Genomic DNA, 26237 nt, shown 5'->3' with positions numbered 1-26237 from the left:
TCGGCGTCGGACGACGCCGCGCCGCGTCGTAGTCTTGAACCGTGGCTCAAAGCATCTACATCACGTCCGCTGAAGGACAGACCGGCAAGTCGACCATCGCGCTGGGTACGCTCGACACCCTGTCGCACGAGGTGGAACGCGTCGGGGTGTTCCGACCGATCGCCCGGTCAACCGAGGAGCGCGACTACGTCGTCGAACTCCTCCGGAACCACGACAGTGTGAGCCTCGACTACGACGAATGCATCGGTGTCACCTACGACGAGGTGCACGCGAACGCTGACGCCGCGCTCGCCACTATCGTGCAGCGCTACAAGGCCGTTGAAGCGAAGTGCGACTCCGTCGTGATTCTCGGCTCGGACTTCACAGACGTCGGCAGCCCAACCGAACTCGGCTACAACGCCCGGATCGCCGCCAACCTCGGTGCGCCAGTGCTGCTCGTGCTCGGCGGCCGCACCAGCCAGGGCTCGGGTGAGCGACTCGGCCAGGCCGACCCCCGGACACCCGAGCAGATGAACGACATCGCAGAACTGGCCCTGCACGAACTCCGCAGCGCACACGCCACCCTGCTCGCCATCATCGCGAACCGCGCAGACGAAGAGCGACTGGCCGAGATCACCGCTGCCATCGAAAAGACGAAGCCGGGCGTGCCGGTGTGGGCGATCCCCGAGAACCCGTACCTCATCGCGCCGAGCATGGAATCGATCATGAAGGCGACAGGTGGAACCCTGCTCAAGGGCGACCCCGCACTGCTGTCCCGCGAAGCGCTCGGCGTTGTCGTCGCAGGCATGGGCATGGTGAACGTGCTTCCTCGACTGATCGAGGGCGCTGTGCTCGTTGTCGCCGGTGACCGCACCGAGGTGCTCCTGGCCGCCATGATGGCCCAGAGCTCTGGAACGTTCCCGTCGATCGCCGGTGTTGTCCTCAACGGAGGATTCGACCTTCCAGAGCCGGTCGAACGACTGCTCGACGGCTTGCCGCAGACGCTGCCGATCATTCGTACCGGGCTCGGCACCTACGACACCATTGTGGCGATCACCCGCACGCGTGGGCGGCTCGCGGCCGATTCGCAACGCAAATACGATGCGGCGCTCGCTCTCTTCGAAAAACACGTCGAAGCATCCGCTCTTCTGAAACTGCTCGAGGTCAGTCGAACAGACGTCGTCACACCGCTGATGTTCGAGTACGGGCTGCTCGAACGGGCCCGCGCGAATCAGAAGCACATCGTGCTTCCCGAGGGAAGCGACGATCGCATTCTGCGAGCGGCACACACTCTGCTCGCTCGCGACGTGGCGAAGCTCACTATTCTCGGCGAGACATTTGAGGTTCGCTCCCGCGCCATCGAACTCGGCCTCGACATCTCGCGTGCCGAGGTGCTGTCGTCACACGACCCGGTGCTCGGGCTCAAGTTTGCCGAGGAGTACGCCAGGCTTCGCGCCCACAAGGGTGTCACGATCGACCAGGCGCGAGACCAGGTCACCGACGTGTCGTACTTCGGCACGATGATGGTGCACATGGGGCTCGCAGACGGCATGGTCTCTGGGGCGATGCACACGACAGCGCACACGATCCGCCCCGGTTTCGAGATCATCAAGACGAAACCCGACGTGAACGTGGTGTCGTCTGTCTTCCTGATGGCGCTGCAGGACCGTGTGCTCGTCTACGGCGACTGCGCGGTGATTCCGGATCCAGATGCGTCCCAGCTCGCCGACATTGCCATCTCCTCGACGGAGACCGCCCTGCAGTTCGGTATCGACCCGCGTGTTGCCATGTTGTCGTACTCGACGGGGGAGTCCGGTTCGGGTGTCGATGTTGAAAAGGTGCGTGAGGCGACTGGGCTCGTGCGATCACGCCGACCCGACCTTCTTGTTGAAGGACCGATCCAGTACGACGCGGCAGCGGATGCCGCTGTTGGAGCGTCGAAGATGCCGGGATCCGAGGTCGCTGGTCGGGCAACGGTCTTCATCTTCCCCGACCTGAATACCGGGAACAACACCTACAAGGCCGTGCAGCGTTCGGCAGGCGCCGTGGCCATCGGACCTGTCCTGCAGGGGCTGAACAAGCCGATCAACGACCTCTCGCGTGGCGCTCTCGTGCAGGACATCGTCAACACCGTCGCGATCACGGCGATCCAGGCACAGGGCGAGACGATCGCATGAGCGCCATCCTCGTCGTGAACTCGGGGTCATCGTCGTTCAAGTACCAGTTGATCGACATGGACACCGAGCAGATGCTCGCCACAGGGCTGATCGAGCGCATTGGTGAAGAATCCGGTCGGTCGGTTCACACCATCCCGTGGGACGCCGTGCCATCCGTCGATCGTTCGGACGCGCCGCAGACCACCGAGCGCACCCTGCCGATTCCGGACCACGCCGCGGGATTCCGCGTCATGCTTGATGCTTTCGAGTCGCACGGGCCGTCGCTGGCGCGGCACCCGCTGCTCGCGGTCGGGCATCGGGTGGTGCACGGGGGTAAGCGGTTCTTTGAGGCAACCCTCGTGAACAACCTCGTCAAGATCAACATCGAGGAACTGGCCGAACTGGCGCCCCTCCACAACCCGGCCAACCTGCAGGGCATCGAGGCCGCACAGAAGGCGTTTCCTGACGTGCCCCACGTTGCGGTGTTCGACACGGCGTTTCACGCCACCCTGGAACCGGCCGCGTACAGCTACGCGATCGATGACAAACTCGCGAAAAAGCACCGGCTGCGCAAGTACGGTTTCCACGGTACCTCGCACAAGTTTGTTTCCGAGGAGGCTGCTGCCTTTCTTGGGCGCCCGCTGGAGGAACTCAAGCAGATCGTGCTGCACCTCGGAAATGGTGCATCGGCCTCAGCGATCGACGGCGGCCGTTCGGTCGAGACCTCGATGGGCCTCACACCGCTCGAGGGTCTGGTCATGGGCACCCGCTCTGGTGACATCGATCCGGCAGTGCTCATCCACCTGCACCGCCGGACCGGAATGGGTTTCGACGACCTGGATGTACTCCTCAATCGAAAGAGCGGCCTCCTCGGCATGTCGGGCGCCGGTGACATGCGCGACGTCCTCGAGCGCGCGGCAAACGGTGACGAAAAAGCGACAGCGGCCTTCGACGTGTACACCCACCGGCTCAAGGGCTACATCGGCAACTACATGGCCCAGCTCGGCCGTGTTGACGTCATTTCCTTCACCGCCGGTGTTGGCGAGAATGCCGCGGCCGTGCGGAAGGCTGCGCTTTCGGGACTGGGAGCATTCGGCATCCGTCTCTCCGATGAACGTAACGAAGAGAGGTCGCGGGATGCGCGGCTAATCTCCGCGGACGATTCCGATGTCGCTGTTCTGGTGATTCCCACGAATGAGGAGTTGGAGATCGCCCGACAGACGCTGGCGTTGTTGTGAGCCCGCGCCGCAGCGCTGAGCTCGGTTCGCCGTGGTTGGGATTCCACCCCGGGGTGGTGATCCAGGTTGCGGATGTGCTCATCGTTGCCGGCTGTGTGCTGCTCGCGCTTCTCATCGACCCGGCTGTGCTTGCAACACCGGCGTTCGCGGTTGCCATCACCATCCTCGGCATCGCGACGGTCTTCGCGTTTCTCCTGGGGCGGACCGATTCGGACCTGCTCTACCTCGTGCCCGTCCTGGACATGCTGGCGCTGATTGTCATGCGTCAGGTGCCGGACCAGCACATTCACGCGATTGGGTTCCTGGCCATCCTGCCGGCGCTGTGGCTGGGCTGGTCGGGGCGACCATCGCTAGCGGCGCTCGCCGTTGTGCTGTCGTTGGGTCTGGTCGAAATCCCCGGCGTCAACGATCATTCAGCACTCACCCTTGAGCTGGCTCTGCGTGACTTCCTTACTCCGACGGTTGTGCTCGTCGCCGCGGCGAGCACCTGCGTGGCAGCGCGGAGGACAAACGCGAGTATCCGGTCGCTGGTCGAGCAGGAGAAAACGACGGCAGCGTCGCTCGAGCGGGAGAAGAGTACCTCGCAGCTCCTCGACCGGATTCTTGACACCGTCGATACGGGCATTCTCTCGTACGACGCGAACGGAACCCAGATTCTTGCGAACCGCACCGTGCAGAAGCATCCGGTGATTGAGATCTCAGGGTTGACCCCGCTCGAACTGGAGCAGCAGGGATACATGCTTGAGGCCGACCGTGTCACCCCTGTTCTCGCCAACGACGGACTCATCTCCCGGGCGTTGCGCGGCGACGAGTACTCCAACCGGATCATCTGGATCACCGTTCCTGGTGCACCTCAGCACGCGCTGTCCGTTTCAGCGCGTCCCGTTCTCGGACCCGATCGAGCGTTCGCGGGAACGGTGATCGCCATTGACGACGTCACCGCATACCTCGAGGCGATCTCGGCCAAAGACTCCTTCGTGAGTTCGATCTCTCACGAATTTCGAACCCCGCTTGCCTCGATCGTCGGCTACCTCGAGCTCACTCTTGACGACCCCGCCGTGACAGACGGCACTCGCGAATCACTCGAGGTGATCGAACGCAACGCCAACCGGCTCCAGCAGCTCGTCAGCGACCTGCTTGCTGAGGCCGGCCGTGAGCGCGGCGCCGTGAAACTCGAACGCGAGCTCGCCGACGTGAGCGTGCTCTGCGCCGAAGTCGTCGAGCGATGCGCGACCGCCGCGCGGGCCGCCGGAGTGCACCTCACCGTCGAGGCGGACGAGCCCGCGATGGCTGTCATCGACCAGCGGCGGATTGCCCAGGCCGTCAACAACCTGATCTCCAACGCGCTGAAGTTCAGCCCGCCAGGCGGCACAGCCACCGTGACCGTCGACACCGATTCCGAGTGGGTTCGAATCGTCGTTCAGGACTCAGGCACCGGCGTGCCTGTTGACGAGATGAAGGCGCTGGCGTCACCGTTCTATCGGCCGACCCAGGCGGGGGAGCAGTTCCCAGGGGTTGGCCTCGCCCTCGTCGTGATCAAGGGCCTCATCGAGGCGCATCGAGGAACGCTGTCGTTCAGTACGACGCCGGGCCCAGGCACAACGGTCACCGTTTTGCTGCCGGTGCGATAGACGCGCGTTTCCTGTGGGTCGCGCCCCGCGGCATCCGTGATCGAGAAGACGAAGCCGCCCGTTGACGCCAGAATCGCGCAGGCGTAGGGTGTGCGGCATCAGGTCGAGGAGTTGAGCTCCATGCCAAAAATCACCCGGGTTTTGTTGACCCTCTTCGCGGCTTTCGCACTGCTCTTCGTCGGTGCGACTGCCGCCGTCGCCGACCACAACGCCGGTGCCGATCTCGACGATGGGGGCGACTGCTACTACGGGCAGATGCTGAGCGGGAGCCCCGCTGTCGACATTCGCACGACGAGCTATCGGCTGGTTCGCCACGGCGAATCGCTGCTCGTCGTGTGTTACTTCACGCTGCCGAAGTTCGTCCCAGAGCCGCCGGACTGCGAGGCAGGCTGCTCGGCCGATGGCAAGGGCGACTGGACGGCACCGACCCGGCCTGTCTTCGTCGTCACACCAGGCGCCTGCGTGGCTCCGGGGGCGCTGAGTCCCGGTGGTGAGTGGCCCGACGGCGCCTCTTCTCCGCCAGCGGCAGACGTGAAAATCGTGTTCTATCGCACGCACGCCGTCATGACCTGCTTCTGGGCCGACGATCCCACAGACGACCCGGGTGCGCCTGGTGGTCCGCCTCTGCCGTAGCGCTTCCGAATCGCGCGTGCTCGAGTCGTCAATCTGACCAACGGATGCCATTCCGCACGCGTGCGAAATGGCATCCGTTTTTCCATACAGAATTACACAAGAAGTATTGCACAAGGACTCTTGTGGAAATAGAGTGGGCCCATGACTGCACCGCAGAAACCTCCCGACGCCCTCACGGACCGGACCGCCATGCGAGCGCTCGCTCATCCGCTGCGGGTCCGTCTGCTCGGTGAACTGCGGGTGTCTGGCCCGCAGTCGGTCGGCAAGCTGGCCGACCTGTTCGACGAGGCTCCCGGTTCAGTCAGCTATCACATGGGTGTGCTCGCTCGATCGGGATTCGTTGTCGAAGCACCCGAAAACGCACGGGATTCTCGAGAGCGCTGGTGGCGCGCGGCCCAGTCGCACACCCGGTACGAGCCGACCCAGCTCAACAGCGACCCGGCGACGCGGATCGCGAGCGCAGCGATGCGGCACACCTTCCTGCAGGCGCTCTCTCGCGAGATGGGCGAGTACATTGACCTCGAGCCCACACTGGAACCTGAATGGGTTGCGGCGGCGACGACGGGCGACACCGCAACGTTTCTGACGTCAGCAGAGTTGCGAGAGATGTCGAACGAGATCGAAGAGCTGGTGACGAAGTGGGCCGCGCGGAGTCGACCCGGTGCCGAGGGGACCCGGCCGACGCGGCTCATCTACAGCGCGTTCGTTCGTCCGCGATTCGGCCAGCGGCCGCCGGAGTCCGGCGAGGCAACACAGCCCAGGGACGAACCGTGAGCACCGCCACGGCCCTCCCGCGCACGAGCCGCTCGCTCACGCCGCTTGTCGGGCTCCTCGCTGCCGAGTTGATCTCCAAGGCGGGCAACGCGATCACCATGGTTGCCGTGCCGCTCTACGTGCTCGGTACAACGGGCTCAGCGCTCGCCACTGGGGTGGCCGGCGTCTTCGCCACGGTTCCTGTGGTGGTCGGGGGAGCGCTCGGTGGAGCGGTGATCGATCGGTTCGGCTATCGAAGTTCGAGCATTGTGGCTGACGTCGCCAGCGGATTGACCGTGCTGCTCATTCCGGTGTTCGCCCTGACGAGCGGGCTGCCGTTCTGGCTCCTGCTTCTGCTGGTCTTTCTCAGCGGGCTGCTCGACACCCCGGGCGACACCGCGAAGACCGTACTGCTTCCCGAGCTGGCCGAGCGAAGTGCAGCGCCGATCGCCCGCGCGGCCGGGGCGCAGTCTGCCGTTCAGCGCAGCGCGTCCATGATCGGAGCGTCGACGGCCGGCATCCTGGTCGCGCTCGCCGGTGCGACGAACTCACTTCTCGTCAACGCCGCGACCTTCGTGGTGTCAGCTCTGCTCGTTGCCGTCTGTGTGCCGCGCACCGTTGCTCGCCCGCTGCGGGAGGACGCTGAGGCGTCGTATCTCAGGGACCTGGCTGATGGCATCCGTTTTCTCGCAAAACAGCCGCTGCTTCGCGGTGTCGTGGTGATGGTGATGGTGACGAACGCGATCGACATTGCCGGCATCACGGTGATCAAGCCCGTTTTCGCGACGGGGCACTCGGAGACGGGATCCCTGCTTGGTTTTATGATCGGATGCTTCGGCGCCGGTGCTCTCGTCGGGTCTGCGGCGTTTGCGGTGTGGGGTCATCGGCTCGCCGGCCGGGCGCTGTTCACCTGGTCGTTCTTCTTCGCCGGCGTGCCGCCGTACGGTGCGATGCTGCTCGATCTGCCGATTCCGGTGTTGCTTGGGGTGTTCATGGCCTCTGGTCTCGCGGCTGGGGCGATCAATCCGATGCTCTCGACGGCCATGTATGCGCTCACGCCGCTGCCGATGCGTGCGCGGGTATTCGGTGCGATGACGGCCGGAGTGGCGGCGGCCATGCCGCTCGGCAGTTTTCTGGCTGGGCTGGCGATCGCGTGGATCGGCTTCGGCCCGACCGTGCTGTTCTGTGCCGTCTTGTATGGGGCGCTGACGCTGCTGCCGCTGTTCGGCTCGCGTTGGAAGGGACTCGACGCCGCCAGGGGTGCTGGGGTTTAGTCGTTGCTTTTTCGTCCAACCGAGCCGTGCACAGGCGAGCTTGGCGTCCGCCGGAGACATTCTGCAACCAGCTGAGCATCCCCATAAAACCAGCTGAGCATCCCCATAAACTGAAGTTTCGCGCCCAAACTGAGAGTGCAGATAGCCCGATGAGTCCAGCCCCCGACGCCGAGCTTGACCAGCTCTTCGCTGCACGCGACCGGAACCACATGGCCCCGACGATCGCCGCGCTCTTGTCGATCTATGAACAACACCCGCAGAACCCGCGGGTCCTATACGAGGTCGGTGGTGCCTACGATACTGCTGGAGAAGAAGCCACGGCGCTCGGGTTCTACGAACGAGCGATGGCCGCCGGGCTCGACGGGGACGTGCGTCGCCGGTGCTATCTGCAATATGGCAGCACTCTCCGCAACCTCGGTCGTTGTGACGAGTCGCTTGCGGTATTCGCTCGTGCTCGAGAAGAGTTTCCTGATTCGGTGGCGCTCGGCGCGTTCGAGTCGTTGACGCTGCACGCGGCCGGTCGCGGTTCGATGGCACTTGGGAGCCTTCTGACCCTGCTTGCCGATCATGTGCACGCTGAAGAACTGGAGCGGTACAAGCCGGCGATACGTGGCAACGCCGAGTACCTGACATCACTCGATTCCGCTCAACAGTAAATAGCGGCTAGTTGACCGGAAGTGGGCGTCCGTCAGACGCCGTCCGACGACGACGGTCGAGGATGGCCGCGTGAGGACGCGTGGTCACCAGCCACCGATCTTGGCTGTGGAGAACCTCCGGTCGCTGTCAGCGGCGGCGACTACGATGAGGGAGTGGTTACAGCCCTGTATCGCCGTTACCGGCCAGAGTCCTTTGCCGAGCTGATCGGTCAGTCTCAGGTGACCGATCCACTGATGACGGCCCTGCGAACAAACCGGGTCAATCACGCTTATCTGTTCAGTGGCCCGCGTGGCTGCGGCAAGACGACGTCTGCTCGCATCCTGGCGCGCTGCCTCAACTGTGTCGAGGGTCCGACCGACACCCCGTGCGGCGTCTGCCCGAGCTGCGTCGAACTCAGCCGCGACGGTGGCGGTTCTCTTGATGTTGTCGAGATCGACGCTGCGAGCCACAACGGTGTTGACGATGCTCGCGACCTTCGTGAGCGCGCGATTTTCGCCCCGGCCCGCGACCGTTACAAGATCTTCATCCTCGACGAGGCTCACATGGTCACGCCGCAGGGCTTCAACGCACTGCTGAAGATCGTTGAAGAGCCGCCGGAGCACATCAAGTTCATCTTCGCGACGACCGAGCCAGACAAAGTCATCGGAACGATTCGTTCGCGCACCCATCACTATCCGTTCCGGCTCATCCCGCCTGCGCAGATGCTCGAGTACGTGCAGTCGCTCTGTGAGAGTGAAGGGGTGAAGGTCGAAGCCGGCGTGCTGCCGCTCGTTGTGCGAGCCGGTGGCGGTTCGGCTCGAGACACCCTGTCGTTGCTCGACCAGCTCATGGCGGGTTCCGAGGGTGACACCGTTGACTATGAACGGGCGGTCGCTCTTCTGGGCTACACCCACTCGGCCCTGCTCGACGAGGTCATTGACGCGCTGTCTGCGCGTGACGCCGGGGCCGCGTTCAGCGCGGTCGATCGCGTGATCCAGACCGGGCAAGACCCGCGCCGTTTTGTCGACGACCTGCTCGAACGACTCCGCGACCTCATTGTTGTTGGCGCAACCGGGTCCGATGCTGCCGCCGTGCTCCGTGGCATCCCGCAAGACGAACTTGATCACATGTCTGTCCAGGCAACGAGCTTCGGCCAGGCCGAGCTGAGCCGCACAGCCGATATCGTCAACACCGCCCTCAGCGAGATGACCGGTGCCACCTCACCTCGCCTGCATCTCGAGCTCATGATCGCGCGCGTGCTCGTTCCGTCGATGGATGACTCGGCGCGCGGCGCGCTCGCTCGTGTCGAACGGCTCGAACGGCGCGTCGGTATGGGCGACAGCGTTCTTGCGCCTCCGGCACAGCCAGGGGCGGCTGCAGCTCCAACGGCTCCGGCCGCATCGGCGCAGCGCTCGTTCGACGAACCCGTGGCGCCGGCGCCAACGCCGAGCCGCTCAACAGCGCCGTCTGCTCCCGCACCTGCGGAGCCTCCCTCTGCCATAGTCCCGGACGAGCCGGTCACCGTTCGCCCGATCGGACCGGTGTCGCTGCAGCAGCTCAAGGATGCCTGGCCCGAGATTCTCGAGCGGGTGGCGAAGGCCAAGCGGTCGTCTTGGCTCGTCGCGACAACGGCGACGATCCGTGGGCTCAGCGACGACCATGTCCTACGCCTGGCGTTCCCCAGCCAGACCGACGTTGACGACTTCAAGAAGCTGACCGCGGGTGACGGTGTCTCATCGCACGTACGGCAGGCGATCCTCGATGTGCTCGGTGTCACCGTGAAGTTCATCGCCCAGGTCGCTCCGCCCGGTGACGGTCCCGGAGGTCCCGCGAGCACGCCGCCGGCCACGCCGCCGGCGAATGGTATACCTCCGGAGCGCCCGGCTCCTGAGATTCCGAGCGGTCCCGGGCGCGCTGACGTCGCACAGGTTCCTGCTGCCGCGGGTTCCACTGCAACTGGCCCTGCCGCCGCAACCACTGCAACGCCTTCGACGGACAAGGCACCGCCGGCCTGGCCGACCGCCAAAGCAGGCAGCCTTGGCCCTGTCGGGGCCGACCCCGAGTCGCGCGCAGCACGCGACGCCATTCCCACCGAGTGGGTTGTTCCCGGAGTTCCACCGCAGCGGGCGCCCTCACCAGGGAACAACGCCGACGTTCCGGCTGGCAGCCCAACCGTCGCCCGGTCGGCTGCACCGATACCGCCAGCAGCCCAGGTACCGTCCGAGCGGCGCGAGATTTCCGCGGCGACTCGCGAGCCGCAGGCCGCACCGGCGCCAACACCCCAGGCCGCTCCCGCGCCGATGTCGGCGCCGGTTGATGCGAACGGGGGATGGGCCGTTGTCAAGATTCCCAACTCCGTCCCCGCTGAAACCTCCACTGAAGTGCCAGCTGCAGCGGTTCCGGCCACTCCGGCGACCGCTCCGACTCGCTCGGCACCTGCACAACCTGCACAACCGGTTTCTGCTCCGGCGCGCCCCGTCGACCCCTCTCTGCCGAGCGACAACGACGCACCTCCCGCCGACGACGAACCGCCGTACCCTGACCCGTACGGCGACCCATACGCCGAACCCGTCGCGATTGGCAACATCGCCGCTGGCATAGCACCCAGCGTCACCCGGCCAGCACAGCAAGCGCCGAGCGTTCCGAACCGGCCCGCGCAGGCAGCGCCCGTCCAGGCAGCTGCCCCTGCGCGGTCGCCGCAGACGCGTGTCACCACGCCGGCGCACCCCAAAGCATCCACTCGCTACGGCGAATCGGTGGTCCGCGAGATCCTCGGTGCCAGCTTCATCGAGGAGCAGCCACACACACCACCCACACGTTTCAACAGGGACTAATCACTCATGTACGAAGGCATAGTCCAAGAACTGATCGACGAATTCGGACGTCTCCCCGGCATCGGACCGAAGTCGGCGCAGCGCATCGCATTCCACATCCTGCAGACCGAGACGTTCGACGTCACCCGGCTCGCCGAACTCCTCACCGAGGTGCGCGAGAAGGTGCACTTCTGCGAGATCTGCGGAAACGTCGCCGAACAGCCCACCTGTTCGATCTGTCGCGACCCACGCCGCAACCCGGCGAGCATCTGCGTGGTCGAAGAGGCCAAGGACGTCGTTGCAATTGAGCGCACCCGCGAATTCCGCGGCCTCTACCACGTGCTCGGCGGCGCTATCAGTCCGATCGACGGCGTCGGCCCCGACGACCTGCGCATCCGCCAGCTGATGCAGCGCCTCGCTGACGGTGTTGTGCAGGAAGTCATCATCGCAACAGACCCGAACCTCGAGGGAGAAGCGACCGCAACGTACCTCAGCCGCCTGCTCACCGTCCTTGAGATCCGGGTCACCCGGCTGGCCTCGGGGCTGCCGGTCGGTGGAGACCTCGAGTACGCAGACGAGGTCACTCTCGGCCGTGCCTTTGAGGGTCGCACCGTCGTTTCGCGTTAACACGCGACGCCTCAGGAACGACACGGTCGCTGAGGCGACACATTGCGTCGTCGGATGAGCCGCTGGACCACGATTTGTGGCAGCTCGGCGCTGCAATCGTGCCCGTCGCGTTGCGACGAGCGTTAGGGAACGGACGACCTTCTGCACGGATACCGTAAGGATCGCCTCCGGCGACCGTCACATAGCATCGCCGGAATACTGCCGCCTTTAGAATGAGTCATCGGGTATCACCCGATCCATTCCCCTCAGGAGTACACGTGAGCCTTATCGTGCAGAAGTTCGGCGGGTCGTCTGTCGCGGATGCTGAAAGCATCAAGCGCGTCGCCAAGCGCGTCGTCGAGACGCACAAGGCCGGAAACGAAGTCGTGGTCGTCGTGAGCGCCATGGGCGACACAACTGACGAGTTGCTCGATCTGGCCGCAGCGGTGTCGCCTCTTCCGCCCGAGCCGCGAGAGATGGACATGCTGCTGTCGAGCGGCGAACGCATTTCGATGTCACTGCTCGCGATGGCCATCAAGAATCTCGGCGTCGACTCGCGTTCATACACAGGGCTCCAGGCCGGAATGCGCACCGACAAGCACTACGGCTCGGCCCGCATCGTCGACGTCAACCCTGTACGCGTGCGCCAGGCCCTCGACGACGGGCTGATCGTCATCGTCGCAGGCTTCCAGGGCTTCAACGACGAGACCGAAGACATCACCACGCTTGGTCGTGGCGGTTCAGACACCACGGCTGTCGCTCTCGCAGCGGCGCTCAACGCTGAGGTCTGCGAGATCTACACGGATGTCGATGGCATCTTCACCTCGGACCCTCGCGTCGTTCCCCTCGCACGCAAAATCGACACCATCACGAGCGAAGAAATGCTCGAGCTGGCCGCGAACGGCGCGAAGGTGCTCTACATTCGCGCCGTCGAGTATGCCCGTCGACACGGTGTCACCCTGCACGTACGATCATCGTTCAACAACAACGAGGGAACCCTCGTTCTTAACCCGAAAGAGGGCGAACAGATGGAACAGCCCATCGTCACCGGCGTCGCAATCGACCTCACCGAAGCCAAAATCACCGTCGTCGGCGTGCCGGATATTCCAGGTAAGGCCGCGCAGATCTTCAAGATCATTGCGTCGACCGAAGCCAACGTCGACATCATCGTGCAGAACGTCTCGGCGGCAGCAACCGGCCTGACAGACATTTCCTTCACCCTCCCGCAGGACGAGGCTCCTCAGGTCATCTCCGCGCTGCTCGAGCGTAAGGACGACGTCGGCTTCGAGTCGCTGCAGCACGACGACCAGATCGGCAAGCTCGTTCTCGTCGGTGCGGGCATGAAAGCCAACACCGGTGTATCCGCTCGCCTGTTCGAAGCGCTGCACCTCGCCAGCATCAACATCGAGATGATCTCGACAAGTGAGATTCGTATCTCGGTGATCACCCGTGCTGACAACGTGAAGGAAGCAGCACGCGTCGTCCACGCCGCGTTCGATCTCGACAGCGTCGAAGAGGCCGTCGTCCATGGCGGCACCGGTCGCTGAGACCCCGCAGCTAGACACTGACAGCCCGGTCGGACCGGAACCGCGCACCAGGACAGAAGGAATTTCAGCATGAGCAACGGAGTGAACGTCGGAATCGTCGGCGCTACAGGACAGGTCGGCGCTGTGATGCGCACACTGCTCGCCGAACGGGACTTCCCCATCGCGAGTATTCGGTTCTTCGCATCGGCCCGCTCTGCCGGGACCACGCTGAATTTCCGAGGTGAGGAGATCGTCATCGAGGACGCCGCAATGGCAGACCCGACCGGACTCGACATCGCACTGTTCTCAGCGGGAGCAACCACCAGCCGCGCGCAGGCCGAACGGTTCGCCGCTTCCGGCGCACTGGTGATCGACAACTCGAGCGCATGGCGTATGGACCCCGAGGTGCCGCTCGTCGTCTCCGAGGTCAACCCCCACGCAATCGATGAGGCGAAGAAGGGCATCGTCGCCAACCCGAACTGCACCACCATGGCCGCCATGCCGGTTCTCAAGGTGCTGCACGCCGAAGCCGGCCTCGCGCGACTCATCGTCAGCACCTACCAGGCGGTTTCCGGCTCTGGCCTCGCCGGAGCACGCGAACTCGCCACCCAGGTGCGCACCGCCGTCCGGGACGAGAACCTCCTCCAGCTCGTGCACGACGGATCCGCTGTGTCCATGCCGGAGCCCACCATCTACGCCCGCCCGATCGCCTTCGATGTTGTCCCGCTGGCAGGTTCCATCGTCGACGACGGCGAATACGAGACCGACGAGGAAAAGAAGCTTCGCAACGAGAGCCGCAAGATTCTCGAGCTGCCGGAGCTGCTCGTCTCTGGCACCTGTGTGCGCGTGCCCGTTTTCACCGGTCATTCGCTCTCGATTCACGCAGAATTTGAGCGCGACATCACCCCCGAGCGCGCGACCGAGTTGCTGTCCGACGCTCCAGGTGTTCAACTTGCCGAGATCCCCACGCCGCTCGAAGCAGCAGGCAAGGACCCCTCGTTCGTCGGACGAATCCGTGCAGACCAGAGCGCACCGAAGAACAAGGGCCTTGCCCTGTTCATCTCGAATGACAACCTCCGCAAGGGCGCAGCACTCAACGCTGTTCAGATTGCCGAACTGGTTGCGGAAAGACTGCGTGCTGCCGCGAACGCCTGACCGGTTGGTTGAGGTCGACCCCCTTCGCGCATCTGCGGTCGCGCCTGTTCCGTCGCTCAGGCGAAGGAGCACGTCAGGATGTTGCTAGTGTCAACACCATGTCACTGCCCCTGACGAAGGCTCCGCCGTCGAGCCGGTGGCGTCTGGAGCGCTCGGTATTTCTCTGGCAGCTGCTCCTGGCTGGTGCCGTTCTGCTTCTCGTCTGCATCGCCATGACGATTCCGCAGGAGCTTGCGCGCCCCGAAATGTTCTTCTTCGGCGTCGTCCTCGTGTTCGCGACGACGGCAGCAGCCGGGGTCATCCCGTGGGGCAGGTTGGGGAAGAAGTGGACGATCCTCGTTCCTGTCTTCGACATTGTTGCCGTCGTCATCCTGCGCACGGGTGAACCCTCGCTCGGCTCGGGATTCTTCCTCGTGCTTCCCGTCCTCTGGATGGCGACCTATTACGGGCTGTTCGGCGCGATCCTGGGCCCAGCCGTGTCGATGGGTGCACTCATCGGCGGGCTTTTTCTCATGGACCAGACCTCCATCACAACGCGAGTCGCCGGCGCCCTGGTGATTCCGATCGTGCTCGTCTTCGTCTCGACGGCTACGTTCCTCGGGACCCGAAAGACGCAGGCGCAGCGGGTTTTGCTCCGTCAACAGGCGGAGCTCCTTGAGAGCGCATTCGATCGGGCCAGACGCGACGAACGAACCCTCGACCAGGTGATGAACACCGTGTCCTTCGGCGTCGTCGCCGTGAACCGGTTCGGTCGGCCGACGATCGTCAACAGCACCTATCGCCGTTGGCTGTCGGCGTTCGGCACACCAGCCACCAGCTATTTCCCGGCGGTCGACTACGGCGAAGACGGCGTCACTCCGCTGGAACCGGGAGAGCGACCACACGAACGGATGCTTCGGGGCGACAGTTTCGAGAACCTCATCGTCTGGTACGGCGAGCCTGGTGAGAAGCGACTGGCGCTTGGAATGACCAGCCGTCCGCTCACCAACGCGGAAGGTCAACGAGAGGGCGCCGTGATGGTGTCTCGCGACCTCACCGCGGAAATCGACGCAATCCGCGCTCGAGACGACCTCGTGGCATCCGTTTCTCACGAATTACGCACGCCGCTCACCTCAATCCTTGGCTACCTCGAGTTGGTGCTCGACGGGGAATCGATCACCGGGCAGGACAGGGAATACGTCGACGTGGCTTTGAACAACGCCGACCGAATGCTGTCAATCGTCAGCGACCTGCTGCTCGCCTCCCAGGAGGAGCACGTTGGATTTTTGCTCAACTTTGCCCCGACCAACCTCGCTGTGCTGGCCAAGCAGTCGATCCAGTCGCTCAAACCGGTCGCGGATGAGCGGCGGATCTCGCTCCTGCTGACTTCGATCGGGTCGCCAATTGTCTATGCCGACGAGTTCCGGGTGCGGCAGGTCATCGACAACCTGCTGTCCAACGCCGTCAAGTACAACCACACCGGCGGGCGCGTGAGTGTTGCTGTGATCGGTGATGAGCGGGAAGTGGAAATCTTCATCTCCGACACCGGCCGCGGAATGACAGCGGAGGAGCAGAAGAACCTGTTCCAGCGGTTCTATCGTGCGGAGTCGGTGCGCAACTCGAGCGTTCACGGAACGGGCCTCGGACTGGCGATCAGCCAGGAGATCGTTCGGGCGCATGAGGGTGATATTCGAATGTCTGCCTCGAGTCCTGCCGGCACAACCATGGTCATCACGATCCCTCGCGAACAGCAGGAGGAGTAAAAATGCACGTTGCACTCGACCCCCTGTTCGCGCTCGACCTGCCGACGCTGCTGCTGTCGAGCGGGCTCGTCGTCGCGATCTGCGGCACGATCTTCGTGCTCAGCACCGTGCTGCAGCACAACGACGTTCCCAGCCGCTTGTGGTCTGCCGCATTCCTACTCGGTTTGCTCACCGCGGTCTCGTTCGCCGTCTGGGCAGTGTTTCCGAACGCTGTTCTGGCGATCGGCATCGGCAACGGCGCGCTGGCGATGTCGATGGGGTTCGCCTGGTCTGGTTGCCGGGCCATGAACGAGCGCAAGCCGCTCCAACTTGTGAGTGCCGCAGGCGGCGTCCTCGTCGCGATCGTCTGCTGGCTCGACGGCGCCGCTGGGAGCTGGGCCGGTGGGCAGGTGTTCCTGATGGCTGTGTCGGTTTACGCGCTGCTCGCTGCTTGTGAGGCGCTGACCGGACGGATGCAACGAAGCCTGAACGGGCGGATCATCGCCGTGGTCATGTTTGTGGTCGGCGGTTTTTATGCGGTTCGCGCGGTCGTATTCGCGACGAGCGGTCCGGACAGCGCTTTGTTTTCAACCTATCTGGACACCGACGTGACGACCTGTGTCACGATCCTGTTCGTGGTCACCGCATCAACAGCGATGGCCGTGCTGAGAACCGAGGGGTTCAACCCCCGGGCTTCGCGCACCATCGACAACGAACGCTGGGAGAACTTCCCATCGACGGACCTTTTCACGACGGCAGTGAACGACCGGCTCAAGCGGCTTGAGCACACAGCGGAGCCGAGCGTGTTCATGCGGATCGACGTCGACAACCTCTCAGAGATGAATACGGCGTTCGGCAGATCGTTCAGCGACTCAGCGATGACCCTCGTTGGCTCGGTTCTGCGGGACTCGGTGTCTGCTACGGCGATTCTCGGACACACTCGGGGCGCAGGCTTCGACGCGTTGCTCTTCGAAAGTCTCGACCAGGCCCTCGATCAGGCGAAACGCATCAGGTCCGCTCTGGTCGACACTCCGATCGATGCCTCGCAGGGCCTGCGGGTGAGCGTCACCATTGCCATCGCCGAGCCGCAACCGGGGGAGAGCTTCCTGGCGTTGGCCGAGCGGGTGGGAGAGCTTGTCTCGGAGGGACACGAGGCGGGCGGCAACGCCATCGTCGGACACCCGGAGGAGCACTTGCATGCTTGATCCGATTGCAGGTCTGAGCGCGGGGGTCGTACTCACCATCGGTGCCGTGGCCATGCTCAATGTGGCCATGACGTCGAAGACGCGACTGATGCAGGCGTGGAGCCTGATGTACGTCTCCGCCATCCTGTCAGCCGTCGCGTCAGCGTTCATCGTCTGGATCGAGAAAGATTCGCTGCTCCAGATCGTGCCAAACGTTGCGGCGGTCGGTACAGTCGGCGGTCTCTGGTGTGGCTGCCTCGCGTTCAACTCCCGACGTCCACGGATCGTTGTGGTCGGTGTCTTCCTCCTGATCACCGCGGTGGTCACTGCCGTCGAGCTTCCACAGTCAGGGCAATGGGCCGGAGCGTCGGTCACGATGGCGGCCGTGATTCTTCTGGCCATTGTCAGTGCCAGGGAAAGCGTTCGAGGAGACCTGGCCACGCTCGTGAACGGCAGGGTCATCGCCATCGTGTGCTGGATGGGGGCGGCGTGGACCACTGCTCGACTGGTCGCGTTCGTCGTTGCGGGTCCGGGCTCTCCGGTTTTTGACGCTAATTTCAACCCGACCAGAACAGTCATCGTTGCGCTCGTCGCCTACATCGCGGTCGCTTTCACCACGGCGATGCTCGCAGCCGGCCGGACCGGTCGGGGAACGCTTCGCGGCACAGCCGCACCGACATTCTCCATGGGTGTTCTGGACTGGGCGGCGTTCGTTCCTGGCGCACGCGACAGGATCGCGCGCGTCCGCTCACACGGTGAGCACTCCGCTGTGAGCGTCGTGCAGATCAACGGGCTCGAAGAAATCAACGTCACCTACGGAGCGGGCTTCGCGGACGAGACGATCCGGACCCTCGCTGACTTCCTGCGCGATCACCTGTACCCGACGACGATCATCGGGCACCGCGGCGGCGGCCGGTTTGTGCTTGTCGGTATCCCTTCAGACCAGCAGGACACCGAACGGCGTGCTCTCGAGTTGCTCGACGCGCTCGTCGGGGTGACGGTCTCAGACAAGAAGGGTTTCCGACTCGCGGTGAGCGTGGGAATCAGTGACTCGTTCGTCGTGGAGCACACCTTCGACGCGCTGTACGACGCCGCGCGCTCCGCCTGCACCCGGGCGCAGGTCGCTGGCGGAAGCAGGGTTGAGACAAGCCCCGCTCGCGGTGCGTAGTACGCGCGACAGTTCGCCGGTTTTCGCCACCTAAACTAGAACCATGACTTCTTCCGGCCCGGTCGATGTCGCCCTCATCGGTGGCGGCATCATGAGCGCAACTCTCGCATCCCTTCTTCAGCAGATTCAGCCGGACTGGAAGATTGTGATCTTCGAGCGGCTCGGGGACGTCGCCGAGGAGAGCTCAAACCCCTGGAACAACGCGGGAACCGGCCACGCAGCTCTGTGTGAGCTCAACTACATGCCGGAGTCAAAAGACGGCTCGATCGACCCGTCCAAGGCGATCAGCATCAACGAACAGTTCCAGCTGAGCCGTCAGTTCTGGTCCTCGCTCGTCCGCAGGGGTGTGCTTCGCGAGCCGTCGAGCTTCATCAACTCCACCCCTCACATGACCTTCGTGCGGGGAGAGAAAGACGTCACCTTCCTCCGCCGTCGCTACGAGGTGCTCAAGAAGCAGCCCCTCTTTGGCGACATCGAGTACTCCGAAGACTCCCGGGTCATTCACCAGTGGGCACCGTTGCTCATGAAGAAGCGCCTCAAGGGTGAAGCGTTCGCGGCGACCCGCACCCCATCGGGAACCGATGTCGATTTCGGCGCGCTCACGCACCAGCTCTTCGATTCTGTGACGGATGCCGGTGCCCAGTTGCGTCTCAACACCGAGGTGCGCGGGCTGAAAAAGCAGAAGGACGGCTCGTGGCTGATCCGTCACCGCGAACTCGTTGGACGTACGCCAGGCGAGACCCGCGCTCGGTTTGTTTTCGTCGGCGCAGGCGGCTGGGCGCTCAAGCTCCTGCAGAAGTCGGGTATCCCTGAGATCAAGGGTTACGGCGTCTTCCCGATCTCCGGCCAGTTCCTCCGCACAGACAACCCGGCGATCGTCGCCCAGCACAAGGCCAAGGTGTACAGCCAGGCCGCTGTCGGCGCCCCTCCGATGTCGGTTCCTCACCTCGACACCCGCGTTGTCGACGGCGAAGCCAGCCTGCTGTTCGGCCCGTACGCCGGCTTCAGCCCCAAGTTCCTCAAGAACGGTTCGCTGCTCGACATCGTCACCCAGGTGCGCCCGACGAACCTCCTGCCGATGCTCGCGGTCGCCAAGGACAACCCGAGCCTGATGAGCTACCTCATCGGTGAGCTCGTGGCCAGCAAGTCGAAGAAGTTCCAGGCGCTCCGCACGTTCATGCCGACCGCGAAGCCCAAGGACTGGTACCTCATCACCGCCGGCCAGCGCGCCCAGGTGATGAAGAAGGATGCCAAGAAAGGCGGCGTCCTGCAGTTCGGCACCGAAGTCATCGCGGCGAAAGACGGCAGCATCGCCGGACTGCTCGGTGCATCCCCAGGTGCTTCGACCGCTGTTCCGATCATGCTCGACGTTCTGAAGACCTGCTTCCCGAACGACTTCGGTCGGTGGGAGCCGCAGCTCAAGACACTGATCCCAAGCTACGGCGTCACACTGAACGACAAGCCAGAGCGTGCCGAAGAAATTCTGGCAGCGACTGCGGCCGTTCTCGAACTGGCCCGCTAACCCGTCGCACAGCCCGGGATCGCGCCAAGCGAATCGAGCGCAGCGGCATACCGCGCGTTCGCCGCGCTGATCGCGGTCTCGGTCACGTCCATGGCAACACCCTGGTCGAATGCCGCAAGCGCGCGATCCATGTCGTCGCGAGCGGCGGCCAGTTCGGCAGCGACGGCCGCAACAGACTGTCGTGACGCCTGGCAGTCTTCCAACGCCTGAGCCGCTGCGGCCAGTTTCACGCTAAGCGCATCGATCTCGTTCTCCAACGCGTCCTCACGACTGCGCGCGGTGAAAACCGATGCCGTCACAATCGCGGCAAGAAGAGCCGTGACGAGAACCGCGAACAGCAGCGTCCCAATCGAGACGCGCCGCCGAGGGCGGCGTGCAGGGGGCGAGGAGGGACTCGACGGCGCGCGGAGGTTCTCGGCTTTCGCCGTGGGCACCGATGAGTCAGCCACGATCCGAGTTCCCCTCAGGTTTATCGCTTCTGCATACTTTGTCATAAATCTGCGGCGGCGTGCGCGGCAGATGTCGCCGCGACAAAAAGTCGGCCGCTGCTCAACGTGACAAAACCTCATGGAGCATTACTGTTGGACGTGAGCTTATGCGCCGCGACCAGCCGTGCGCCGAGAGGAAAAATCGTGAACGGTTTAACCGTCTTCACCGCTCTGCAGCGCGTTCGCGACGCGGCATTCACGTGGAGTGTGCGCTCAGGTTTCTTCCGCTTCGGTTCAAGATCGCGCATTCTCCTGCCATTTCGCGTCGTCCGCGGAGAAAAAATTTCGATCGGCAACGGCTGCCTGATTGGTTCCAACTCGTGGTTCATGATCCCTGTCGACGACTCTCCGACGCCCACCATTCTGATCGGCAACCGGGTGCGGATGAACCAGACGCAGATCTCCGCGGTGTCACGAGTGGTGATCGAAGACGGCGTGGCCATCGCCCGAGGTGTGTACATCTCCGACCACACCCACGGCTTCAACCAGCCAGACGTCTTCATCCGTGACCAGCCGCTCGACCGCATCGCTCCCGTGCACATTGGGCGCGGTGCCTGGATCGGGCAAAGCGCCGTCATCATGCCGGGTGTCACGATCGGCGCCGGCGCCGTAATCGGTGCGCTCAGCGTTGTCCGCGACGACGTTCCGGCACGCACTGTCGTCGCCGGAATACCCGCGCGGGTGATCCGATCGCTGCCAGGGGCCGAGGTTAGAACGGAGCGACAGTCGTGAGCGGAAGCCCGCACGACGTCGTCTTCACCTTCAGTTACGAGACCTGGACGGATGCTGTCACTCGCGGCATGATGCGCCCTCCTGACCGCCTGTTGTCACGCTTGTTCGACAGTCCAGCCGTCGACCGGCTGCTCGTGGCTAACCCGTTTCGCTGGCTGCCGTCTCACGCGGTGCGCTCCCTTGCCCGCTCGCAGTCGCGATTCCCGGCGACGCCGACCCGTGTGCAGCACACCCCGCTGCGACTTCGCCGCTCCGACCCGGAAGGCGTTTCCGCCGTGGCCCGCGACTACCGGGCATACGACCGCTCGCTCGAGCGCGCCTCCAAACAACTCGGGCAGACCGACCCCGTCGTCATTTCAGCCAACCCGATCATCGCCGGGTTCGCTCCGTTTGACTGGGCCGCTGGAACCACGTTCTATGCGCGGGATGACTGGTTGAGCTCGCCAGCGCGACAGGGATACTGGCCCGCGTATCGTGAGGCGTATCGCCGCATCGCCGCTCGCGGTCTCGGTGTTGCAGCAGTCTCGGCGCAGGTGCTTGAGCGGATCAACCCCCAGGGTCCGAGCGCCGTTGTTCCCAACGGGGTCGAACCGGCCGAGTGGCAGGGGCCCGTTCCCCCCGAACCGGCCTGGCTCGCGGGTATTCCGCGGCCGCGGGCGCTCTACGTCGGCACCCTCGACTCCCGGCTCGACGTCGACGGCCTTGCCACTCTCGCGCGTCGACGGCCAGACCTGTCAATCATTCTTCTGGGGCCGCAACCCGAGGGTGGATATCTGGCGGCGATAAATGGCATCCGTTCGATATCTGTGCACCCGAGTGTTGGTCGCACCGAACTGGTCGCAGCGATGCGCAACGTCGACGTGTGCCTGCTCGCGCATCGCGCGACTCCGCTGACCGAGGCCATGAGCCCGCTCAAGGTGTACGAGTACCTCGCCGCCGGGTGCCCCGTGCTCGCGATCGACCTGCCGCCGGTGCGTCGGATCGACGAGCGGGTGCTGCTCACATCGACGGTCGCCGACTTTGCTGACCGGCTGGATGAGGCGCTCGCGCTCGGTCCGGCGGCGGAGGCCGAGCGGCTGCGGTTCGTCTCCGAGAACTCCTGGGCGTCCAGGCACCTGAGGATCCTCGGCACCGCATGGGCGGCCGCCGGGCTGGACTTCCCTTCGATGGAACACCCGGTCTCGCCCACCGTCGAGTCGGAAGGGCAACGGTGACCGTCGAGGTTGTGCACTGGAATCCGCCCCGCCCGGTGTTCTCCGGGCGGATGGGCAGGCTCATTCCGGTGAAACGACCGATCGGAAACTTCGGTGACCTGCTCGGCCCGATGATCGTCGAGCGGATGCGCGAACGGCTTGGACTCGCTGTCGCGGTCGGTCTGCCCGACCGCCGCCTGCTCTCGGTCGGCTCGATTCTGCACTACGCCCGCAACTTCGACGTCGTCTGGGGGAGCGGCATCAATGGCAAGGTCGAACCGCAGTGGGGGTGTATCGACACCCTCGACATTCGCGCCGTTCGTGGGCCGCGCACCCGGGCCAGGCTGATCGAGAACGGCTTCGCGGTGCCCGAGGTTTACGGTGACCCGGCGCTTCTTGTGCCCGAACTTTTTCCCGAGCTCGCCGACTGGGCCGCGGAGCCGAAGCGGTACCCGCTCACGATCATCCCGAACCTGCACGACCTGGCCGAGCTGCGGGGCAGGCCGAACGTGATCTCACCGCGGGCGCCGGTGTGGCGGGTTCTCGAGCGCATTGCGCGCAGCGAACTCGTTGTCGGTTCGAGCCTGCACGGCATCATCGTGGCCGAGGCGCTCGGCGTTCCTGCTCGACTGGTCGCTCCTGCCCGCGAGGACCTGATGAAATACCGCGACTACTTTGAGGCCACCGGGCGCGATGTGCTTCCGCTGGCGTTGACGGTGGACGCCGCAATTACCGCCGGCGGTGCAATGGGGCTCATCTGGAATCCCGCGCCCTTGCGCGACGCCTTCCCTGCAGACCTGTGGCCTTCCGCGCTCTGACCCACCCGCCCACGAAAACGGCCCTGTTGGATGTCCGGCAGATGAACGCGAAAGAACTCCGGGTTACGAGTTCAGTTAAACCTGATTAATCCTCATGTAGTGCGCTAGCGTGGGAAAATGCCCCGATCGGGGGCCAAGCACATCCTGATCCACCGGGGTGTGGCACCCTCCCCATTCCTGTCCTGAACTTCCAGCGACGATTGGTTGTGCGGATGCGTAGCGCACTTGCGACAACACCGAAACCTGCCCAGTTGAAACCGCCCCCATCCTCTGTCGCGCCCGCGCCGCCAGGACCCGGCTCGGCTGCTCTTCAGCCTCGCGCTGCGCTACGGGTTCTGACGCAGCCGCTCAAACTCCGTTGGCCGGTCCGCTACCTGCTCGCGACGACAGCCACCGACGCGATCGCCATCCTGGCTGCCCTCGCCCTCGCCCAACTTGTGCGGTTCGGGCCAGACAGCATCGACGACGCTTCTCGAGCCAGTCTCGAGTACGTCGGCCTGGCTGCTGGAATCGCGGCCGTCTGGCTTCTCACCCTCTCGGCGACCCGGTCGCGGGCACGGCGGCTCGTCGGCGTCGGCTTCGCCGAGTACTCCCGTGTCACCAACGCCACTCTGCTCACCTTCGGCCTGCTCGCCATTATCGCCTTCCTCTTCCAGCTCGAGATCGCCCGTGGTTACCTCGGCATCGCCCTGCCGACGGGTCTTGTCCTCCTCCTCGTCGGCCGCAAGTTCTGGCGCGGACAACTCACCCGCCTGAGGCGGAGTGGCCGGTGCCTCACCGGTGCCCTGGTTGTGGGCTCAATGACCGATGTGCGTGAGGTGGTCTCGCAGCTTCGTGCGAACCTCACGGCTGGATACCGACCGATCGGTGTTGTAATGACGGATGCCACGGCATCCGTTTTCGAAGGACTTCCCACCCTCGACCTCGACGACCTCGCCGAAACATCGAAGTCGTCGCGCACACGAGCGGTGATGGTCGCTGGCAACCTGCCTGGCGGCAGCGAACAGTTGCGTAAGATCGGCTGGTCGCTCGAAAGCTCAAGTACCGAACTGATTCTCGTGTCGAGCCTCACAGACGTCGCAGGACCTCGCATTCACATGCGGCCGGTCGAGGGGCTGCCGATGGTGCACGTGCAGTTGCCGAAGTACACAGGCTTCACCTACTCGGTGAAGCGATTGCTCGACGTTGTGGTGGCCGGGCTCGGACTCGTGCTGTTCGCGCCACTCGCCGGGCTCATCGCCCTTGCCGTCTTCCTCGAAGACGGCGGCCCCGTCCTGTTTCGGCAGCGCCGCATCGGCGTGAGCGGGTCGTCGTTCACGATGCTGAAGTTCCGGTCCATGGTGCCTGACGCTGAGGCTCGGAGGGCGGCCGTCTCCGCACTGGACGAGGGCAACGGTGTTCTCTTCAAGGTGCACGACGACCCGCGCATCACTCGCGTGGGTGCGGTGATTCGGCGGTTCTCGCTCGACGAGCTGCCGCAGCTGATCAACGTGCTGACCGGAGCGATGAGCCTCATCGGCCCGCGTCCGCCGCTGCCCAGCGAGGTCGAGCGATACGAGGACACCGCCGCTCGACGGCTGTTGATCAAGCCCGGCATCACCGGGCTATGGCAGGTGTCGGGTCGTTCGGACCTCAGCTGGGAGGAGAGCGTGAAGCTCGACCTCTACTACGTCGAAAACTGGTCGGTCACCGGAGACTTCATGATCCTTCTTCGGACCGTCCGCGCCGTGTTGAGAAGGAAAGGCGCGTACTAGCACCACCCATTTCTATTGTGCACAATTCGGGAGTTCACAATGTCTCAGTATTTGTTCGTTTGCTCGGGGGGTGGCCACCTCAAGCAGCTCCATACCCTGGCTCGCCGCATCGGCATCCTGCCGAAAGACCAGTTCTGGTTCACCTTCGACAACGGACTCAGCCGCACCCTCACCGCCGGAACCGACCGGGTGTTCGCCTACTTCGCGGCTCCGCGCGACGGCATCAACATCCTTCGAAACTCCGCGCTGGCCGCGAAGGTGATGGCGCATCGCAAGTTCGCTGCGGTGATCAGCACCGGGTCGTCACCCGCGGTGTCCGCGTTCCCCGTGGCGCTCGCCCATGGCATCCCGTGTCATTACATCGAGAGTGCTGCGCGGGCCGAGGGTCCGTCTCTCACGGGCAAGATCGTCGCACGGATGCCACGGGTGAAGACGTACTCGCAATACCCGGTCTGGGCGACGGAAAGCAGTTGGGCGTATCGGGGCAGCATCTTCGACGAGTTCGCCCCGGGGCCCGACCGGGAGCAGCGGCCGATCCGCAAGGCGGTCGTCTCGCTCGGCACGCAAGAGACGTACGGGTTTGACCGGCTGTTCCGCAAGCTCGTTCCTCTGCTCGACGGCTGCGAGGTGCTGTGGCAGGTGGGAGCCGCCGATGTGTCGGGTTACGGCATCGACGGGCACGCAAGCGTGTTGCACTCGGAGCTCGCCGATGCCGTCGCTGACGCCGATGTCGTTGTCGCCCACGCCGGAACGGGCGCTGCCCTGACTGCCATCGAGGCGGGCAAAGTCCCGGTACTTGTGCCACGGCTCGCGCGCTACGGCGAGCACATCGACGATCACCAGGTTCAGATCGCCGCGGAGCTCGCGCGGCGAGGCCTTGCCGTCGACTGCCCGCCGGAGCAGCTGAACGTCGACACCCTCCTCGCGGCGTCGGTTCGATCCGCTCAGCGGGTGGACGCGCCCGACTTCTCGCTCGACGGCCTCGTACCCTCGCTGGCCGCCATGTAGCCGCAGCGCACCACCGTCGGGTCCGTGTTTTCTTGCGGTCCGCGGCCGAAGCCGGTGGCCCGGGCCGTCCGGTCCGGGCCGCCCTTGTTCGCACGGCAGTTCGTCCTCCGCGCCTTACGTTCTACCGATCCGCCGTTGTTCGCGCCGCAGTGCGTACTTCCTTCCCCGCAGCTCTCCCATCCGCGGCTTGGGTGACAGTTGTGGTCGGTGTTGCCGGCGACGACCCGCACAAAGTGTCACCCCAATCAC

21 protein-coding genes are annotated in these 26237 nt (G+C 64.4%); 20 read left to right on the top strand and 1 reads right to left on the bottom strand.

Features of this window, described 5'->3' with window-relative positions:
• The first annotated feature begins 41 nt into the window (after positions 1 to 41).
• The 15 genes from pta (at position 42) to D9V28_RS12390 (ending at position 19995) form a co-directional block, all read left to right on the top strand.
• A complete protein-coding gene (pta, locus tag D9V28_RS12460; protein ID WP_121660055.1) occupies positions 42 to 2156 on the top strand; it encodes a phosphate acetyltransferase in 2115 nt (704 codons plus the stop codon).
• On the top strand, positions 2153 to 3373 hold the full coding sequence (locus D9V28_RS12455; protein WP_121660054.1) for an acetate/propionate family kinase: 1221 nt from the start codon (positions 2153 to 2155) through the stop codon (positions 3371 to 3373). The genes pta and D9V28_RS12455 overlap by 4 nt, the downstream gene beginning before the upstream one ends.
• Positions 3370 to 5004, top strand: a complete 1635-nt coding sequence (locus tag D9V28_RS12450) for a sensor histidine kinase (RefSeq protein WP_121660053.1) — start codon at positions 3370 to 3372, stop codon at positions 5002 to 5004. Before D9V28_RS12455 ends, D9V28_RS12450 begins: the two co-directional genes overlap by 4 nt.
• 120 nt (positions 5005 to 5124) lie before the next feature.
• Complete coding sequence (locus D9V28_RS12445) at positions 5125 to 5637, top strand: hypothetical protein (RefSeq protein WP_121660052.1); 513 nt, start codon at positions 5125 to 5127, stop codon at positions 5635 to 5637.
• 141 nt (positions 5638 to 5778) lie between these two features.
• Positions 5779 to 6411, top strand: a complete 633-nt coding sequence (locus D9V28_RS12440; protein WP_121660051.1) for an ArsR/SmtB family transcription factor — start codon at positions 5779 to 5781, stop codon at positions 6409 to 6411.
• On the top strand, positions 6408 to 7664 hold the full coding sequence (locus D9V28_RS12435; RefSeq protein ID WP_183086527.1) for an MFS transporter: 1257 nt from the start codon (positions 6408 to 6410) through the stop codon (positions 7662 to 7664). Before D9V28_RS12440 ends, D9V28_RS12435 begins: the two co-directional genes overlap by 4 nt.
• 149 nt (positions 7665 to 7813) lie before the next feature.
• The gene (locus D9V28_RS12430) at positions 7814 to 8320 is read left to right on the top strand and encodes a tetratricopeptide repeat protein (RefSeq protein WP_121660049.1); all 507 of its coding nucleotides are present in this window, start codon (positions 7814 to 7816) and stop codon (positions 8318 to 8320) included.
• 153 nt (positions 8321 to 8473) lie between these two features.
• Positions 8474 to 11134: a DNA polymerase III subunit gamma and tau gene (locus tag D9V28_RS12425; protein WP_121660141.1), complete on the top strand. Its 2661-nt coding sequence runs from the start codon at positions 8474 to 8476 to the stop codon at positions 11132 to 11134.
• A 6-nt stretch (positions 11135 to 11140) separates the two neighbouring features.
• Positions 11141 to 11740, top strand: a complete 600-nt coding sequence (gene recR / locus D9V28_RS12420; RefSeq protein ID WP_121660048.1) for a recombination mediator RecR — start codon at positions 11141 to 11143, stop codon at positions 11738 to 11740.
• A gap of 257 nt (positions 11741 to 11997) precedes the next feature.
• Positions 11998 to 13266, top strand: a complete 1269-nt coding sequence (locus D9V28_RS12415; RefSeq protein ID WP_121660047.1) for an aspartate kinase — start codon at positions 11998 to 12000, stop codon at positions 13264 to 13266.
• Between the two features lie 69 nt (positions 13267 to 13335).
• Positions 13336 to 14400 carry an aspartate-semialdehyde dehydrogenase gene (locus D9V28_RS12410; protein ID WP_121660046.1) on the top strand — a complete coding sequence of 355 codons (1065 nt, stop codon included), beginning with the start codon at positions 13336 to 13338 and terminating at the stop codon, positions 14398 to 14400.
• Between the two features lie 98 nt (positions 14401 to 14498).
• Positions 14499 to 16142, top strand: coding sequence for a sensor histidine kinase (locus D9V28_RS12405; protein ID WP_121660045.1), 1644 nt, complete (start codon positions 14499 to 14501; stop codon positions 16140 to 16142).
• A 2-nt stretch (positions 16143 to 16144) separates the two neighbouring features.
• A complete protein-coding gene (locus D9V28_RS12400) occupies positions 16145 to 17326 on the top strand; it encodes a diguanylate cyclase domain-containing protein (RefSeq protein ID WP_121660044.1) in 1182 nt (393 codons plus the stop codon).
• On the top strand, positions 17319 to 18473 hold the full coding sequence (locus D9V28_RS12395; protein ID WP_121660043.1) for a GGDEF domain-containing protein: 1155 nt from the start codon (positions 17319 to 17321) through the stop codon (positions 18471 to 18473). The genes D9V28_RS12400 and D9V28_RS12395 overlap by 8 nt, the downstream gene beginning before the upstream one ends.
• 43 nt (positions 18474 to 18516) lie before the next feature.
• Entirely contained in the window at positions 18517 to 19995 is a 1479-nt protein-coding gene (locus tag D9V28_RS12390) for a malate:quinone oxidoreductase (RefSeq protein WP_121660042.1), read from the top strand.
• Here D9V28_RS12390 and D9V28_RS12385 read toward each other — a convergent pair.
• A complete protein-coding gene (locus tag D9V28_RS12385; protein WP_121660041.1) occupies positions 19992 to 20444 on the bottom strand; it encodes a hypothetical protein in 453 nt (150 codons plus the stop codon). The two genes, D9V28_RS12390 and D9V28_RS12385, sit on opposite strands and share 4 nt — an antisense overlap.
• A 183-nt stretch (positions 20445 to 20627) precedes the next feature.
• Here D9V28_RS12385 and D9V28_RS16445 point away from each other — a divergent pair, with 183 nt between their 5' ends.
• The 5 genes from D9V28_RS16445 (at position 20628) to D9V28_RS12360 (ending at position 25988) form a co-directional block, all read left to right on the top strand.
• Positions 20628 to 21215 (top strand): acyltransferase, encoded by a 588-nt coding sequence (locus D9V28_RS16445; protein WP_147440989.1) that lies wholly within the window; start codon positions 20628 to 20630, stop codon positions 21213 to 21215.
• Entirely contained in the window at positions 21212 to 22429 is a 1218-nt protein-coding gene (locus tag D9V28_RS12375) for a glycosyltransferase (RefSeq protein WP_121660039.1), read from the top strand. The genes D9V28_RS16445 and D9V28_RS12375 overlap by 4 nt, the downstream gene beginning before the upstream one ends.
• The gene (locus D9V28_RS12370) at positions 22426 to 23226 is read left to right on the top strand and encodes a polysaccharide pyruvyl transferase family protein (protein ID WP_183086526.1); all 801 of its coding nucleotides are present in this window, start codon (positions 22426 to 22428) and stop codon (positions 23224 to 23226) included. The genes D9V28_RS12375 and D9V28_RS12370 overlap by 4 nt, the downstream gene beginning before the upstream one ends.
• A 251-nt stretch (positions 23227 to 23477) precedes the next feature.
• Positions 23478 to 24980, top strand: coding sequence for a sugar transferase (locus tag D9V28_RS12365; protein WP_183086525.1), 1503 nt, complete (start codon positions 23478 to 23480; stop codon positions 24978 to 24980).
• Positions 24981 to 25019: 39 nt separating this feature from the next.
• A complete protein-coding gene (locus tag D9V28_RS12360) occupies positions 25020 to 25988 on the top strand; it encodes a glycosyltransferase (protein ID WP_121660036.1) in 969 nt (322 codons plus the stop codon).
• The last annotated feature ends 249 nt before the right edge of the window (positions 25989 to 26237 follow it).

It is taken from the genome of Mycetocola zhadangensis, assembly GCF_003668565.1.
GTDB lineage: Bacteria > Actinomycetota > Actinomycetes > Actinomycetales > Microbacteriaceae > Mycetocola_A > Mycetocola_A zhadangensis.
This window is presented reverse-complemented; position numbering and strand designations above follow the sequence as displayed.

What these genes read in the sequence shown, in the direction of transcription:
- D9V28_RS12405 (WP_121660045.1), top strand. Translation starts at nt 14,499, where the DNA reads ATGTCACTGCCCCTGACGAAGGCTCCGCCGTCGAGCCGGTGGCGTCTG.
- D9V28_RS12395 (WP_121660043.1), top strand. Translation starts at nt 17,319, where the DNA reads ATGCTTGATCCGATTGCAGGTCTGAGCGCGGGGGTCGTACTCACCATC.
- D9V28_RS12445 (WP_121660052.1), top strand. Translation starts at nt 5,125, where the DNA reads ATGCCAAAAATCACCCGGGTTTTGTTGACCCTCTTCGCGGCTTTCGCA.
- D9V28_RS12410 (WP_121660046.1), top strand. Translation starts at nt 13,336, where the DNA reads ATGAGCAACGGAGTGAACGTCGGAATCGTCGGCGCTACAGGACAGGTC.
- D9V28_RS12390 (WP_121660042.1), top strand. Translation starts at nt 18,517, where the DNA reads ATGACTTCTTCCGGCCCGGTCGATGTCGCCCTCATCGGTGGCGGCATC.
- D9V28_RS12400 (WP_121660044.1), top strand. Translation starts at nt 16,145, where the DNA reads ATGCACGTTGCACTCGACCCCCTGTTCGCGCTCGACCTGCCGACGCTG.
- D9V28_RS12455 (WP_121660054.1), top strand. Translation starts at nt 2,153, where the DNA reads ATGAGCGCCATCCTCGTCGTGAACTCGGGGTCATCGTCGTTCAAGTAC.
- recR (WP_121660048.1), top strand. Translation starts at nt 11,141, where the DNA reads ATGTACGAAGGCATAGTCCAAGAACTGATCGACGAATTCGGACGTCTC.
- D9V28_RS12440 (WP_121660051.1), top strand. Translation starts at nt 5,779, where the DNA reads ATGACTGCACCGCAGAAACCTCCCGACGCCCTCACGGACCGGACCGCC.
- D9V28_RS12430 (WP_121660049.1), top strand. Translation starts at nt 7,814, where the DNA reads ATGAGTCCAGCCCCCGACGCCGAGCTTGACCAGCTCTTCGCTGCACGC.
- D9V28_RS12360 (WP_121660036.1), top strand. Translation starts at nt 25,020, where the DNA reads ATGTCTCAGTATTTGTTCGTTTGCTCGGGGGGTGGCCACCTCAAGCAG.